The organism is Pontiella desulfatans, from assembly GCF_900890425.1.
In the GTDB taxonomy this organism is placed as follows: domain Bacteria; phylum Verrucomicrobiota; class Kiritimatiellia; order Kiritimatiellales; family Pontiellaceae; genus Pontiella; species Pontiella desulfatans.
In genome coordinates this window covers 4304278-4319518 of record NZ_CAAHFG010000001.1, presented here as the reverse complement: position 1 = coordinate 4319518, position 15241 = coordinate 4304278, and the positions used below count along the sequence as shown (strand labels likewise).

Here is a 15241-nt window from a genome sequence, read left to right as displayed (position 1 = left end):
TTATGGTCTGGATAAAATAATTAGAGCGGGGTTGAAATCACGATTAATGATCCATAAACTATAGGCGTTTTATAAGTGGGGTTTTTGATCATGTAGCCCTACTCATAAAGCGCTCTGGAATGACAGGGGTTGTTCCAGATTGGATTATAACCAACCAGGAGAGATTAAATGGGAAAGAAAGCATATTGTATATTGTTTGCGGCACTTCTAGTTTCTGCTTTTGTGGGCACCTCGGCAAATGCCCAGATGCAGAAGGGCAGTGAGGCCAGGTTTGCCATTGGTGCAACGTTTGCCAGCGGCATGCTGGATGTTAATGATTATATTACCGATATGTACGAAGCCAATGGATATGAGATTGATAGCTTTGTGCTTCCGGTGGGCTTGACCTTTGTCGGTGGATATCGGTTTGGTTTCGGAATGGAGATTCTTGGAGACTTTGGCCCCGTATCACTGATTATGGTCGATGATGGTTCGGATGATGTCTATTTGAATGTCGATGTGCCCGTGGGTTTGACGGTCGGATATGCCTTCTTTACCGCTAAGCCGGTTTCCCCATATGTGCGCGGCGGTTTCCGTTATCATTTCACTGGCGGCGATTTTACCGAGGATTCCGAGCCGGGGATCTATCTTGCCGGTGGTGTGAACTTTTTCTCCAACAAGGGTGTTCAGCTTCAGTTGGAAGTTGCCTATGACGGTTCAACCGTGACCTATCGTCCCCCAGAAGATTCTGGTATTTATTATCCTTGGGAGGAAATCGAGCCAGGCGGCCTGTTGGTATCGATTCGCGCTGCATTCTAACGTGCTGAACGCATGATTCGATGAAGGGACTCGTGATTCGAGTCCCTTTTCTGTTTTCGGGTGGGGGGAGTGATGATATTTTCCCATAATCTTTAGGAACACGGAAATTCAGGGAGCAGGTTATATATGGGAACGGCATTGGTTATTGGCGGCAGCCGGGGAATCGGGCGCGGGATTGCACTGAAACTGGCGAATTCGGGATTTGATATTTGGCTGACCTACCACAGCAATTCAGCGGCGGCGGAAGAGGTGCAGAAGGAAATCGAAGCGCAGGGCCGCACCTGCGAGATCATGGGTTTCGATGTTTCCGACTTCGAGGCCACCAAGGCCGCCTTGGCCGACAAGTGCGACCAGGATCCGCCAGAGGTCATGGTGTTTAATTCCGGCATCATCCGCGACAACCTGATGGTCTGGATGACCAAGGACGAATGGGATGCCGTGATCGATACCAATCTCAGCGGTTTCTACAACGTGACCAAGGCCGTGCTCTTTCCAATGCTGCGCGAAAAGCGCGGTCGCATCGTGGTCATTTCCTCCACCGCCGGGCAGATTGGCCAGGCCGGGCAGGTCAACTATTCCGCCTCCAAGGCCGGCCTCATCGGCGCGGTGAAGGCGCTTGCCCGCGAAGTGGGTAAAAAGAATGTGTTTGTCAATGTGGTGGCGCCGGGCGTCATCGAAACCGATATGACGGCCGATTTGCCGGAAAAACAGATTAAGCCGCTGATTCCGTTGAACAAGTTCGGGGTGGTGGAGGATGTTGCGGCGACGGTCGATTTCCTGTGCAGCGATGCCCAATCCTATATCCATGGCCAGGTCATTGGCGTGAACGGCGGTTTGGCGATCTAGCAATGTTTTTACCACGGAGGCACTGAGACAGAGAGGGGAAGATCCTTGGGAGCTCTGTACCTCCGTGGTTAAAAAAGTCAGGGGAATGAGCGGTGGAATTAAAATATGATCATGTGGTGGTGGGTTCCGGAATCAGCGGACTCACCGCAGCCCTGTTGTTGGCCCGGTGCGGCAAGCGGGTACTCATCATCGAAAAGGCACCGGCCATCGGCGGTTCGATGGTGCGTTTCACGCTGAGGGGGATCCCATTCGATACCGGCTTCCACTTTACCGGCGGCCTCGCTCCGGATGGATTGGTTTTCGATATGTTAAAGGTGCTGGGGGTCGAGGATCGGATCCAGCCGGTTCCGTTTGCCGCCACCGATGGCACCCGCTTTGTTTTCGAGGCATCGGGCAATACCTATGAATTCCCGTGCGACCGCAATGGCTCAATCGGTTTCTTGCGGGAACGGTTTCCGGACGAAGCGGACGGCATCAAATCCTATTTTGAAAAGCTCGATGCGGTGTGCGCCAAAACCACCAGCATGAATCTGCGAAGCATCGGCGATTCAATGCATATGCTGGACGAGGATTATCTCAGCCTCACCTCCGTGCTTGATGAACTGTTCGTTAACCAAGAGCTGAAAGCGATACTGGCCGGCTATTGCCTTTGCTACGGCGCTTCCCCGACGGAAATCTCGTTCGCCAACCATGCACGGATGGTTCAGGGCATGCACGATGGTATTGTGCGGGTGGAAAACGGCGGCGATGCCTTTGTTTCCGCCCTGAAGGATAAGCTGGAAGAGGCCGGGGTTGATGTCCGTTGCAAAAGCCACATTGTCTCCTGCGAGGAAATCGAAGGGGCGAACGTTGGCGCCTTCCGGCTTAACAATGGCGATCTCGTTCGTTTTGAATCGGCCATTCTGACGATCCATCCCAAGGCCATCCTCGATCTGCTTCCGGAAGAAAAGCTACGCAAGGCCTTTGTTAACCGGGTGGAAGGGTTCAAGCCTTCCTTCGGCTTCTTTGCGGTGTTCGGCGTTTGCGATGAACCGGATTTGCTCGACGATTTCATCTTGCTAGGCCTGCCGGGTGCCGACCTCAACTCGATGTTTGAATCGGGCAATCGCAATGCCGATTCGATGACCTTCTGTATTTCCGGCGAGGAACAGGGGGGGCGAACGTTGACCATCCTCGAGGCCGCCTGTCCGGAGGATATGGCCGAATGGGAGGAGAGTTCCTTGATGAGGCGCCCGCAATCCTATGCCGATTTCAAGGCCCGCAAGACGGCGCGAATCATGGAGCGTGTCTATGCGCAACTCCCCGAGCTCAAGGGCCGTTTCAAGGTGCTGGGCAGTTCAACGCCGCTGACCTTCCGCGACTATCTCCATTCGCCGGACGGCTCGGCCTATGGCGTTAAGCAGCTCGTTGCGCAGTTTAATCTGCTCGGCAAACTCCCGATGAAAAACCTGTTTGCTGCGGGGCAAAGCTCCGTGCTACCAGGGGTGATGGGGGCCATGGTTTCGGCATTCATTGTGTGCCGGATGATGCAGGACGCGGAAGCGTTCGATTCCTATATTGAAGAAAGGCTGGATGCATGAAGCGTGTCGTGATTACAGGAGTTGGGGTGGTTTCCCCGTTGGGCAACGATGTGGACACCATGATGGACGGGCTTGCCGCCGGGAAGTCGGCGGTCAGGCGCATGGACGAATGGTCGATGTACCAAGGGCTGCATTCGCTCGTTGGAGCACCCGCGGTGCTGGAAAACGAAAAACAGATTCCGCGCCAGAATCGCCGTTCCATGGGGCGCCTCTCGTTGTTTGCGGCGCAGGCTGCAAAGCGGGCCATCGACGATGCCGGGCTGCCGGAAGAGCTGGTGGCATCCGATCGAACCGGTTGCGCGGTGGGTTCCACCATGGGCAGTGCGGCCAGTATTACCGAAACCTTCGAGCTGGTGTTGCCGGAACGCGATATTTCGCAGTTGCCCTCCACCAAGTTCTTCCAATGCGTTTCCCACACGGCGGCCATGAACATTTCGCAATATCTCGGCATCAGCGGAACCGTGTTTGCTCCATCGGCCGCCTGCGCTTCCGGTCTCCAGGCGCTGGGCGCGGGCTACGACCTGATCCGTTGCGGTCGGCAGGATCGCGTGCTGTGCGGCGGGGCGGAGGAACTGCATCCCACCGTCACCGGTTCGTTCGATGTCCTCTTTGCCACCTCCTCGCACCACAACGACTCGCCCGAAACCACGCCGCGCCCGTTCGACAAGGATCGCGATGGCCTCGTCTGCGGCGAAGGCGCCGGCATCCTGGTGCTGGAGGATAGGGAGCTGGCCCTCGCCCGTGGCGCGAAAATCTATGCCGAGGTGCTCGGCTTCAGCACCTGCGGCAGCGGTGCGCACATCAGCCAGTCGAATGCCGATGCCATGGTGCGCTGCCTGAAGCAGGCGTTGCGCGAAAGCCAGGTTCAACCCTCGGAAATCGACTACATCAGCGCCCATGCCACCGCCACGGTGCACGGCGACGTCGAGGAGGCCAAGGCGCTGCAGGAAATCTTCGGCGACGCCGTTCCGGTCAGTAGTTTAAAAGGCCACATGGGGCACACGCTCGGAGCCTCCGGCGCCATCGAGCTGATTGCATCGCTCGCCATGATGGAGCGCAACACCATTGCGCCGACACTTAACCTCGAAAACGTCGATCCCGGTTGCGAAGGCATCCAGCATGTTTTCAAGCCGCTGGAAAAACAGGTCAACACCATCATCAAGAACAGCTTCGCCTTCGGCGGCATCAACGCCGCCCTGGTTTGCCGGAAGATCTAACCCCAATGAAAAGGAGCATGGAGATGACAAGACGAGAATTCAGGAATGTTCTGCTGGGAACCGCGGGATTGGCGGTTCTGTCCGGATGCAAGTCGCGGATTGCGGCGAGTGCATCGGACGCTGCGATGGGCGATCCCTACCAGTGCGGGAAGTGCGGGCATCTTATCCGTTCGACGGAAGATATGACCGAAAAACGATGTCCGCGCTGCTATGCCAAGGCGATGAAACGAATTTCCGAAGAGGAAATGGCCACCGCCCTTCATGCGGATTAAGAGGCTTTCGACTGTTATGGATGCAGGAGCTTTGACGGGGATGGTGTAGGACGCGGCTCTTTGCGTAGCGAAGGCCGTGTTTCGCTACGGAGCAACACAGCCTTCGTTCCGCGGGCGCGTCCTACACCCTGTGAAAGGAGCGTTGTCCGCGTTGCTATTCCAAGAAGTTCAAAAAGATATCAGAAGAGGAAATGGCGAAGCAAATCGACCCGTGAACTATGATCCCTCAGCGGATGGCTGGAACTGCCTACCCTGCCATCACAATGGCGTGCCAGAGTGGAATTTCATCATGGAGTTTTCCTGGGCAACCTGTCCGGTGCCAGCTATCGGAAATAAAAAGCCACCTCATACGGAAAGGTGGCTTTCGTATTTCGGTGCGTTGTCTCGCGTTTGCTACTTGCGCAGATAGGCTTGGATCTTTGGATTGTTGAGGATATCAACCACAGCGGTGGCAACTGCACCATTGTAAGCTCGAGGAACCGTGGTGGGGGTAGAGTTTTGTATTTCAAACTTATAGGCAATTCTGTCCCCCGTCGTGACAATCACTTCCATGTCGGCGCGGACCTGCCAAACCCCCTGCACAAGGTTGGCGTGTTCAACCTTGATGTAGAGTTTCTTGGAGGAACCATCGTCCACTTGAATGCTGTTCTTTGCGAGTTCTTTCTTGAGGTGATCTACAATCGCCTGCGATAGCTGTTGTTCCGAACCCTGGTACTTGTGGGCCCCAATGCGACCGATTTCCTTAACCTTGTTGTCGGTTTGTCCATTGATTACCGCAACCGGGGTTCTTACTTGAAGTACGGAGTTGTTGGGAATCCGGTCGCTGATTGGGTATTCCTTCCATTTATACTGATGGGTGCAACCCGATAGAAATGAGGATGCCAAGGCTAGGGCGATGATTATTGATTTTTGCTTAGTCATATTTTCTCCTTTGACCTTTATGCTGGAGTGTCGCTCCAGATATTCTTTCATTCGAATTCCCCCATGGAATAGCGAAAGTATGGTGCTACATAGATTGTATTGATTAGACATAGCAATGCATACAGAACAAATAAATAAATTACAATAATTCATGCAATTATATTAGGGCATTCTATAAGCTCTGCCCCGTTCTAAGAAGCGGCTGGCAGTCTGTTGGACTTAGGGCCGTGACTGAAGAAAGTGCCCCAAAACAGTAAAACAACTGGGGGTACCAAAGAAAAACCGTTGATCCGTTCATGAGCCAATTATGATTTTCATATTCTGAGCGAGTTGTTTTTCTAAGTCCGACACACTGCTAGTCTTTTGAATGAATGGTTTCGATTAAGCTCTGGGCACTGTTCCAGGGCTTTTTTCATTGCTGAATTCAGATCCTAAAAATCTTTCCACGCGTTCTTGAGGGCGTTGGAATAGCCGGAGACGGCGCGGATGATGCGGAAAATGTCGGGCGGCAGCATGCGGGTCTGCGGATTGCGCAGGGGGTTGCGCTTGCCGCCGATCTCCGCGACGCGCGAAAAATTCCGGTAGAATTTGCGCAGGGGAATTGTCGTCTTGGTCAGCGGGTGCATGCAGTCGTGCAGGTCGTAGGGGTGGCAGACATAGTTGTCTTTTTCCTCGTGCCACGCGGTGCTGCCCGGCGACGGGGTGAAAACGGTGCTGGTCACCTGTGCGGGCGGGATTTTTTCGATGTAGCTGCACAGCGTATCAAAATCCTGCTCGGTATAGTTTGCGTTGACCATGAAGGCGGCCTGCACCGCAATTTCCATATCGATCAGCGCCTGGTGGGCTTTTTGGTTTTCCTCGATGGTCGAGTGCTTGTCCATACGGTCGAGCTGTTCGTTGGTTGCGGCCTCCATGCCCAGGAACACGCAGTCGAGCCCAATCTCCCGCCAAAGCTTGAAGAGTTCGGGGTGGCGGTTGACGGTGGTGGAGCGCGCCCAGGCAAAATAGCGTTTCTGGATGCCGCGCCGCTGGATGGTTTCCGCAATGGCTTTTACATGTACGGGGTCGATAAATGTTTCATCGTCGCAGAAATACACGTGATCCTGGGGAATCTTCTCCAGCTCATCGACCACTTTTTCTGGATCGCGCGGCATATGGGTGCGGCGGCTCAGCAGGGGAATGACGCAAAAGTTGCAGTTCATGAAACAGCCGAACGAAGTACGCAGCAGGGCGGTTTGCGGGAAGATGGTCTGCCATTGCGGATGTTTCATGGTTGGCCAGAAGCAACGGTAGGCTTCCGGCTTCCATAGGTCGCGCCGGGGTTCGGGCAACGTGTCGGGGGCAGGGTAGAGCGGGAGATCCTCTGCGGTTTCGGTGCTCCAGTCTTCGCCCGGCACCATCACGTTTTCGATTCCGTCCAGGTTTTCGCCCTTTTCCAGGTTTTGCACGATTCTACGGAAGGGAGCGCAACCTTCACCGCGCACGATGGCATCGATTGCCGGTAGGTTGAAATCGCCGGGCAATACCGTGGCATGGTGGCCGCCAACCACAATCTTACTGGCCGGGTTGCATTTCCGGATAAGCCCGGCGAGCTCGATCACCTTGGTCACTTCGTGGGTGTAGCCACTGATGCCGATGATATCCGGTTGAGTTTCCTTGAGCTTGGCCCGTAAAACCCGCTCGGGGTTGCGTGCCAGACGCAGGTCGAGGATTTCAACGGAGTGGCCCTCCGGTACGGCGGCGGCAACATAGCCCAGTTCAAGCGGTTCCAGGAATATGAGGTTTCCCAGTTTTCGAATGGTCTGCAAGCGGGCCTTGGGTTTAACAAGCAGGATTTTCATGGGCCATATCCCTTTCTTGAGCAACATTGCAACAAAAGATAGTTCCAAGGATGCTCGCACGCGAAACGATGAAAAGTCAACGTACGCAAAAACCAAATTCCCTATTCGGCAGCTCTGGTTCGGTCGGCATGGCTATTCAACCCTGGCGACGGCTCCCGAATTGACACGCAACCCTGGGTCGGTCCCCTGTCCAAAAGAATCCCATCCTCCCGCCTTTTAACCTGCTGCGGCAGTTCGGGTGGCCGCGGTTCCGCAACCACAAGGGTGACATCCAAATTGACGATCGTGCAAATGGATGTCACCCATGTTGCACCAAGATGGCATGTTCGGCCCCGGGGGTGGGGGAGGTGCTTGGTCTATCCTGGGGTGGGAAGGGGCGGTTTATCCAAGACCCAGCAACCGGATTCTGGAAATGATCGGCCGATCCCGGGCGGGGATGCGGTAAATAAGGATTGAATTAGGCTGGTTTACGGGTAGATTCCCCTCCCTTTGGATGAAACAAGGATTTTCAAGATGAGCAATGTGAGAAGCTATGCGCCGATTGTAAAGTGGGGGACTGACAAGAAATACAAGAAGGTCGATGATTTCCTTCTGCGTCCGTCCGTCGAGGAAAAGGCGATGGAGGCCGCCGCGCGCATCCTGGCGCTGGTGAAGGAGAGCGGCGATAAGGCGGTGATCGATTGCGCCCGCCTGTACGATGGTTCCAACATGTCGACCCGTCGCATCCGGGTGAAGCCGGAGGAGATCGCGGCCGCCAAAAAGGCCGTGGATGCCGATTTCAAGAAGGCGGCGGCGGAGGCCCATGGTCGGATCGTGGCATTTTCCAAGAATGGCCTGCGGGACGATTGGAAGATGAAAACCCCCAAGGGCGGCATGCTGGGCGAAAAATTCGTGGCCTACGACCGGGTCGGCGCCTACATCCCCGGAGGCGCGGCGCCACTGGCCTCGACCGCGCTCATGACGCTCACGCTCGCCAAGGTGGCCGGCGTGAAGGAGCTGGTGGCGTGTTCGCCGGCGAATGCCGACGGCAAGCTCAACCCCTACATCATCTATGCGCTGGATCTGGCCGGCGCCACCGAAATCTACAAGATCGGCGGCGTGCACGCGATCGGCGCCATGGCCTATGGCACCAAGTCGATCAAGAAAGTGCGCAAGATTGTCGGCCCCGGCGGCCCCTACGTCACCGCCGCCAAGCGCCAGGTGTATGGCGATGTTGCGCTCGACATGGTGGCCGGCCCCAGCGAGATTGCGGTGCTGTGCGATGCCTCGGCCAATCCGGCGTACGTTGCGGCCGACCTGCTTTCCCAGGCCGAGCATGGAACCGGTTCCGAAAAGGCCATGCTGATCACCACCACCCAGAAACAGGCCGAAGCGGTTCGCGCCGAAGTATTCAAGCAGGCCGAGCTGCTGTCGCGCTCCGAGCCGATCAACGAGGTGCTGAAAAAAGGGATGTTGCTGGTGGTCGTGAAAGACATGGCCGATGGCATGAAGCTGGCCAACCTGTTCGCCCCCGAGCACATGGAGCTGATTGTCAAGAATCCCGACAACTGGGTCGACAAGGTGGAGAATGCCGGTGCGCTGTTCATTGGCGAGTGGACGCCCGAGGCGGTGGGCGATTTTGCCGCCGGCCCCAGCCATGTTTTGCCGACGGGCGGGACGGCGGCCTATTTTTCCGGCCTGACGGTCGAGGATTTTCGCCGCCGCGTCAGCCTGATCCATTTCACGAAGGAAGACCTCGAAGACACCCTGCCGGTGGTGGAGGCCTTCGGGCGCATCGAAACCCTCGATGGCCACGCCCGCTCCGCCTCCATTCGGTTTGAGTAACGAGAACAAGTGTTGCTAATTGATCATCAGGAAATTAATTGATCGCATGGGTTAAGTGTGTAACTTTCGTGCGGTGTAATCAAAGTTTGCGCTGAATTGGGGAGTGGGCATTGAGATCATGACGTTGACGCCACAACAAGAACAAGCGATTTCAAAGCTAAGCGAATTCTTTAAGAGTAGTGAACGGTGCTTTATTCTCAAAGGATATGCCGGAACAGGAAAGACCTTCCTGCTTGGTCATCTTGCGGAATCTCTGGCAAGCAGGAGCAAGGAGGTCTGGCTACTGGCACCCACTGGCAGGGCGGCTCGTGTGTTGTCTAGAAAAACGGGATACTCAGCCTCCACCATTCATCGAGCAACCTATGACCTAAAAGAGTTAGTTGAGCATGATGATGAGACTGCTTCCTTTAAATTCTATTTCCGAACCAAGGATGTGACGACTGATAACCTTGACGTGGTCGTGTTCGTTGATGAAGCATCAATGGTTTCGGATAAGCATTCTGAGGGAGAGTTTATTCGCTTTGGCAGTGGTCGCCTACTTTCTGATTTGATCCACATCCTAAGGCTGAAAGAGCCGACGCAGAAAACCAAGTTGGTTTTGGTAGGCGATCCGGCGCAACTTCCGCCGGTAAATTCGGCAACATCTCCGGCGTTGGATGCTAACTATTTGTTTCGTGAGCATGGTATTTCTGCCAGGGAGTATGAATTAAAAGAAGTTGTTCGGCAAAAATCCGAAAGCCCAATCCTTCGAGAGGCTACGGCGATCAGAAATACCTTGGCTTCAGAGTTTCACAACTGCTTATGCATTAAGCCGGCTCCTCCTTGTATTGAATCAATCCAGCAGCCTGATCTGCCAAGCCGGTACATCGAGGCGAACTCTGGGGCTCGTTTACCACGAGCGATATGCATTGCATATACAAATGCGACATGCCTGAATCTTAACGTTGCAGTTCGGTCAAACCTGTTTGGGGGCGATGGAATGCAAGCGGCCGCCTCATCTGATGTTTTGATGGTGATTCGTAATAGCCCTTCCACGGGACTCCTCAATGGGGATCTTGTGAGCGTTCTTTGGGCTGACGAAGAACCAGAAGAGGTTCCGGTTCGAGTTGGCACCGAATTGGTGAGTATTCGGTTTCGGAATATTCGTATTCTTGCTGAATCTGAGGATGGTAGCGATATTCAAATCGGGACGAAAATCGTGGAAAATCTTCTATTCAGTGAAAAAAGGGATCTGTCGCCGGTCGAGCAAAAGGCACTCTACGTGCATTTCAAAATGAGGTATCCGAAGCTTCGCTCCAATACCAAGGAGTTCGCCCAAGCGCTTCAAGCCGATCCATACTTTAACGCCCTCCAAGTGAAGTTTGGTTATGCGGTCACATGTCATAAGGCCCAGGGAGGCGAGTGGGACGACGTGTTTGTTTACTTTGAACATGCTCGCACTGACGCATTAAGCTTGCGTTGGGCATATACGGCGCTGACTCGTGCCAAGAGTCGGTTGTTCGGAGTCAACCTGCCGGATCGCCAGCCATGGGCGAACGCAGTGGTCAATGATGGCAATGTGTCCTGCGACGTAACACCTGTTGCGGAAGATATTGCGGCGACAAAGTGGGATGGGCTGTTTCCAGAGGAACCCCCTTTCTTACTTGCACAGCACCGTCGCATGGTGGCCGCGCTTGACGGCGCGGGGATTACTATCGAAAGTGTGGAGGTTCGCGCCAACAACTACTACTGGCGATATGTTGCCTGTCGCGATTCTGCAAGATCAACTCTCAATGTCTGGTTTAAAAATAATGGAGAACTAAAGCCTGCAATACTCCCACGAGCAGGTATGGATGAGGTTCTTGGAAAGGAAGCTCTCCTTTGTCTTCAACTCCACCATTTGCCGGTTATGCCGCATGAAGAAGCTATTGAGTTCCCTAGCGGAAAGCCATTTCTTAGAGCCTTCTATGATGAATGCATGATGCCACGCGCTCAGGCAATTGGCGCAAAAATCCTGCGGGTAGATCACAACGACTACCAGGAAAAGTACCATGTATCCAAAGGTGCTTGTGTCGCGACTATCGTTGTGTACTACGATAAGGATGGAAAGATCGGAAACTGCCGGCTCGAAAGTGGAGGCCAGAGGTTGTTTGACGAAATGATGCGGGATACCTGAATGGGTTAAGAGTAGTGGGGGAACGGCAGCATGCTGACAGCTAAAGACGTATTCAATATGCTCAAGAACGGGCAGGTCGATGAGGCTCTCGCTCTGGCGCGCACGCTATACGCCGAAGAACAAGATAACGCATGGAATCTGCGTGCTTTATTAGGAGCGCTTTCCGCACATGCTAAACGCGGCTATCGTGATGATGTTTTGGAAGAATTTAGAGTGCTTCAGCATCAGCATCCTCAAGACACAGATGTGGATAAAGCCATTGCTTGGGAGATCTGGTATTTGATTGTTGCCTCTCTGAGGCAAGACGACCCGGATCGCCAGCTCATAAGGAATTTGTTGAGGGAATACGGTAGATTAAACGTTGATAAGCCGTCTGATATTCATTCTCGCATCTTGGAAGTCACCGCACGTGCTGCGCATGACGATTCGTTCCCTTCCTTCTGTGGCTTCTTGCATTGGTGGGATGTATCGAATCTGAGAGATGATGATTTTAATCCAAATACCAGTAACGATGGCGGTACGTATCCAAGTGTTGTCGAGCGCGTAATCCAAGGTTTGGGGAAGGTTCTTAAAGGCGAAGCTAATTTGGAACGAGTGCGCTTTTCTGCAGAATTCATACGGAAGCATTATGAGAAGTATCCAGAACAGAATTGGTTTCCATACTATTTGGCGATCGCGCTAATTCGATCAGGGAAACCTGATGAAGCAAGAGTTCTCCTGATTCAAATCGTTCGTAAAAAACAAACAGAATCGTGGGCTTGGCACCATCTTTCTGAATGCTATTCGGCAGGTGACCCCATAAAACTCGCTTGTTTATGTAAGGCAGTGTTGTGCCGAGCTCCCCAGCCACAGTTTCTCTTGTCTGTACGAATGGATTTGGCCAAGGAGTTGCATGTTGCCGGCTATAACGAAGTGGCTAAGCATGAAATTGAGACGGTGGTGCAGGTGCGGAATTCCAACAATTGGCCAATTAGAGGTGAGCTGTTAGATATAACGCGTTCTGCATGGTTTTTAGGTGCCGTCGCAAAAGATGGGGGCGTTCTTTTTAAAAAGTTGGCCTTAAATGCGACAGAGGTGTTGACGGATGGTCTGCCGTGGCACCCAGCCAATCTCGGCGTGAAGAATGTTCCCGTTGGAAAACGGAAGGATATGTTTGCAATTCTCGATGTTCGGCAGGAGCCGGATGTGGTTACGAGCATTTTCGTTAAAATGAAGTCATTTTCTGACCTTCTGAATAGCGAAACCGGGACTGCGCTCGAAGTTCAGTTTGATGATTCATCCAGCAAGCCGGTGGTAGTGGGTTTGCGACTGAGAAGTGGTGAAACTTGGGATATTATTCCCAAAACGATTGCTCTTATTGTGCGTGTCAATAATGACAAAGGGGTAACAACGCTCCTGACCGAAACTGGTGTCGAGTGTTTTTGTTTCTATAACGATCTGCCACCAGCCCATTCGTTGTTGCCAGGGACTGTTGTGCATTGTGGTATTGTTCCAGACCAAAAACGTACAAAAGTACGGTTCATTGAACCATATAATGGGATCATCAGCAGCTCGCAGTGGAAAGACTATTGCGGAGTCTTTCGTCCGCGTGAAAAAGGAGGAGGGCATGTTGATTGCATTTTTGTACATGCTAACCTCTCTGCGGGTTTTAATAAAGGGTCGAAGGTTCGAGGTGTCGCTATCAAGAAATTGGATACTCGCAACACCAGACCCTGGTGGGATGCTGTTACTGCTTTGTTGTCAGAACAAGATTAAAACTGTTGGACTTCACCAGATTGATACTTCCAGCTAATTTGGAGCGTTGCAACAACCAGAAACGCCCTTGCATCTGCACGCAAAGTGTGCAATACAGAATGCGTGCAAGGAGGTTGGTATGACCAAAAACATTACATTGCGGATGGATGAGCAATTGCTTAAAGACGTAAAGCACATTGCCGTTGAGCATGATATGTCGGTTTCGGCGTGGATTACGCAGGTGGTTGAAAAGGCGACTAAACGGGATTTTCGATACGAGGAGGCCAAAGCTTTTGTCATGAAGGCTATGGAAGAGGCTCCGGCCTACGGTGGTAAAATGCCGACTCGGGATGAAATGCATGAGCGTTGAGGTGTTCGTTGATACCAATGTGCTGGTCTATTCCTTTGACAGTACTGATCCGGTAAAGCATGCCATTGCTCAACGGCGTCTGGACGAGCTTTGGGTGCAAAACGTTGCTGTGGCGTTGAGCATTCAGGTTTTGCAGGAATTTTATGTTACGATGCTTCGCAAAGGCGGGGAACGCGCCTTTTTTCGTGAGGTGGTTGAGCATTATATGTGTCGGGAAATTGTAGAGAATTCCAAGGGGCTTTTGCGTAGGGCGTTGGATATTCATCAGGAATTCGGAACATCGTTCTACGATGCGAACATCATTGCCGCTGCGCAGGTAGTAGGGGCGAAGGAATTGTGGTCTGAGGATTTTAATACGGGACAGGATTATGGCGGTGTGGTTGCCGTTAATCCATTTGAGGGAAAATGAAAAATTTAATTAGAAAATCGGTGCGGGCGATGTCGGGATATGTTCCGGGCGAACAGCCTAAGATTGCCGGTATCGTTAAGCTGAATACCAATGAGAACCCGTATCTGCCTTCGCCGGATGTGCAGGATATTTTGTCGATGGTCGATGTTGCGGTGTTGTCGCGCTATCCCGATCCGGTCTGCATCGAGCTGCGCAAGGCGATTGCCGAGCTGCACGGTTGCGAAATCGAAAACGTGTTTGTGGGCAATGGGTCGGACGAGGTTCTGGCGTTGTGCATCCGCGCGTTCGTGGAGCGCGATGGTTCGGTGGGGTATTTCGATCCGTCGTATTCGCTCTATCCCGTGCTGGCCGACATCGAGGATGTGGAAAAGAAGCCGGTTCCGCTCGATGCCCGGTTCGGATGGCAGATGCCGGACGACTATTCGGCCGCACTCTTTTTCCTGACCAACCCAAACGCGCCGACCAGCTTCGGGTTTGGCCGGGCCCATGTGGAGTCCTTCGTGAAGTCGTTCGGCGGGGTGGTGCTGATCGACGAAGCCTATGCGGACTTTGCCGATGAAAACTGCATGGATCTGGCGCTCGAAAACGAAAATGTGCTGGTTGCCCGCACGTTGTCGAAAGCCTATTCGCTGGCCGGCATCCGCTTGGGATACTGCGTCGGCAACGCCGAATTGATCGGGGCGATGCATAAGATCAAGGATTCCTACAACGTCAACTATCTCACGCAGGAGATTGCCCGCGTGGCCATCCTCGACCAGGATACGATGAAGGCCAATGTTTCGGCGATCGTTGCAACCCGCAAGATGGTTGCCGAAAAGCTGGCCGAACTCGGGTTCCAGGTCGGGAATTCGCAGACGAACTTCCTGTGGGTCAAACCATTGGGCATTGGGGCGAAGTCCCTGTTCGAGGCGTTGCGCAAGAAAAACATCATTGTCCGCTATTTCGGCAACGACGAGCGCACGAAGGATTACCTCCGCATCACGGTTGGAACCGCCCCCGAAATGCTCAAGTTCCTCGATGCAACCGAAGCAATCCTCAACGGAGTTGACTGATGGCCGGGTCTTGCCCCAACAAAGAAGAGAATCTCAAGCACTGCACCTGTTCCTACAACTGCGACAAGCGCGGCCTGTGCTGCGAGTGCGTCGCCTACCACCGCGCCAAGGGCGCCATCCCCGGCTGTTTCTTCACGACGGCGGGCGAAGCCACCTGGGATCGCTCCGCCGCGAACTTTTGCCGGGATTGCGGCACCCGCTGACTTCCTACCGGGTTGCTTG

At 53.5% G+C, this 15241-nt stretch carries 14 protein-coding genes; 12 read left to right on the top strand and 2 right to left on the bottom strand.

All coding sequences use genetic code 11. From position 1 onward, the window contains the following. Positions 1-168: 168 nt before the first annotated feature. The 5 genes from E9954_RS15435 (at position 169) to E9954_RS15415 (ending at position 4713) form a co-directional block, all read left to right on the top strand. Positions 169-798: an outer membrane beta-barrel protein gene (locus E9954_RS15435; RefSeq protein WP_136080037.1), complete on the top strand. Its 630-nt coding sequence runs from the start codon at positions 169-171 to the stop codon at positions 796-798. Positions 799-924: 126 nt separating this feature from the next. After that, the gene (fabG, locus tag E9954_RS15430) at positions 925-1644 is read left to right on the top strand and encodes a 3-oxoacyl-ACP reductase FabG (RefSeq protein ID WP_136080036.1); all 720 of its coding nucleotides are present in this window, start codon (positions 925-927) and stop codon (positions 1642-1644) included. A gap of 92 nt (positions 1645-1736) precedes the next feature. Beyond that, on the top strand, positions 1737-3224 hold the full coding sequence (locus E9954_RS15425; RefSeq protein WP_136080035.1) for a phytoene desaturase family protein: 1488 nt from the start codon (positions 1737-1739) through the stop codon (positions 3222-3224). Continuing rightward, positions 3221-4441 (top strand): beta-ketoacyl-[acyl-carrier-protein] synthase family protein, encoded by a 1221-nt coding sequence (locus E9954_RS15420; protein WP_136080034.1) that lies wholly within the window; start codon positions 3221-3223, stop codon positions 4439-4441. The genes E9954_RS15425 and E9954_RS15420 overlap by 4 nt, the downstream gene beginning before the upstream one ends. A gap of 23 nt (positions 4442-4464) precedes the next feature. Beyond that, on the top strand, positions 4465-4713 hold the full coding sequence (locus E9954_RS15415) for an FmdB family zinc ribbon protein (protein ID WP_136080033.1): 249 nt from the start codon (positions 4465-4467) through the stop codon (positions 4711-4713). A gap of 393 nt (positions 4714-5106) precedes the next feature. Here E9954_RS15415 and E9954_RS15410 read toward each other — a convergent pair whose 3' ends face one another. Together E9954_RS15410 and E9954_RS15405 are read right to left on the bottom strand one after the other, a co-directional pair. Continuing rightward, the gene (locus tag E9954_RS15410; RefSeq protein WP_136080032.1) at positions 5107-5685 is read right to left on the bottom strand and encodes a hypothetical protein; all 579 of its coding nucleotides are present in this window, start codon (positions 5683-5685) and stop codon (positions 5107-5109) included. 380 nt (positions 5686-6065) lie between these two features. Further along, positions 6066-7475, bottom strand: coding sequence for a B12-binding domain-containing radical SAM protein (locus E9954_RS15405; RefSeq protein WP_168442297.1), 1410 nt, complete (start codon positions 7473-7475; stop codon positions 6066-6068). A gap of 513 nt (positions 7476-7988) precedes the next feature. On the opposite strand from E9954_RS15405, the gene hisD reads away from it, so the two are divergent. From hisD to E9954_RS15370, 7 genes are all read left to right on the top strand, one after another. Beyond that, entirely contained in the window at positions 7989-9299 is a 1311-nt protein-coding gene (gene hisD / locus E9954_RS15400; RefSeq protein ID WP_136080030.1) for a histidinol dehydrogenase, read from the top strand. Positions 9300-9402: 103 nt separating this feature from the next. Beyond that, complete coding sequence (locus tag E9954_RS15395; RefSeq protein WP_136080029.1) at positions 9403-11454, top strand: ATP-dependent DNA helicase; 2052 nt, start codon at positions 9403-9405, stop codon at positions 11452-11454. Positions 11455-11484: 30 nt separating this feature from the next. Further along, a complete protein-coding gene (locus E9954_RS15390) occupies positions 11485-13209 on the top strand; it encodes a DUF7017 domain-containing protein (protein ID WP_136080028.1) in 1725 nt (574 codons plus the stop codon). A gap of 118 nt (positions 13210-13327) precedes the next feature. Continuing rightward, positions 13328-13558, top strand: a complete 231-nt coding sequence (locus E9954_RS15385; protein ID WP_136080027.1) for a DUF6364 family protein — start codon at positions 13328-13330, stop codon at positions 13556-13558. Continuing rightward, positions 13548-13967, top strand: coding sequence for a PIN domain-containing protein (locus E9954_RS15380; RefSeq protein ID WP_168442296.1), 420 nt, complete (start codon positions 13548-13550; stop codon positions 13965-13967). The genes E9954_RS15385 and E9954_RS15380 overlap by 11 nt, the downstream gene beginning before the upstream one ends. Next, positions 13964-15019 carry a histidinol-phosphate transaminase gene (gene hisC / locus E9954_RS15375; RefSeq protein WP_136080025.1) on the top strand — a complete coding sequence of 352 codons (1056 nt, stop codon included), beginning with the start codon at positions 13964-13966 and terminating at the stop codon, positions 15017-15019. Before E9954_RS15380 ends, hisC begins: the two co-directional genes overlap by 4 nt. Then, on the top strand, positions 15019-15222 hold the full coding sequence (locus E9954_RS15370; RefSeq protein ID WP_136080024.1) for a DUF6485 family protein: 204 nt from the start codon (positions 15019-15021) through the stop codon (positions 15220-15222). Before hisC ends, E9954_RS15370 begins: the two co-directional genes overlap by 1 nt. Positions 15223-15241 lie beyond the last annotated feature (19 nt).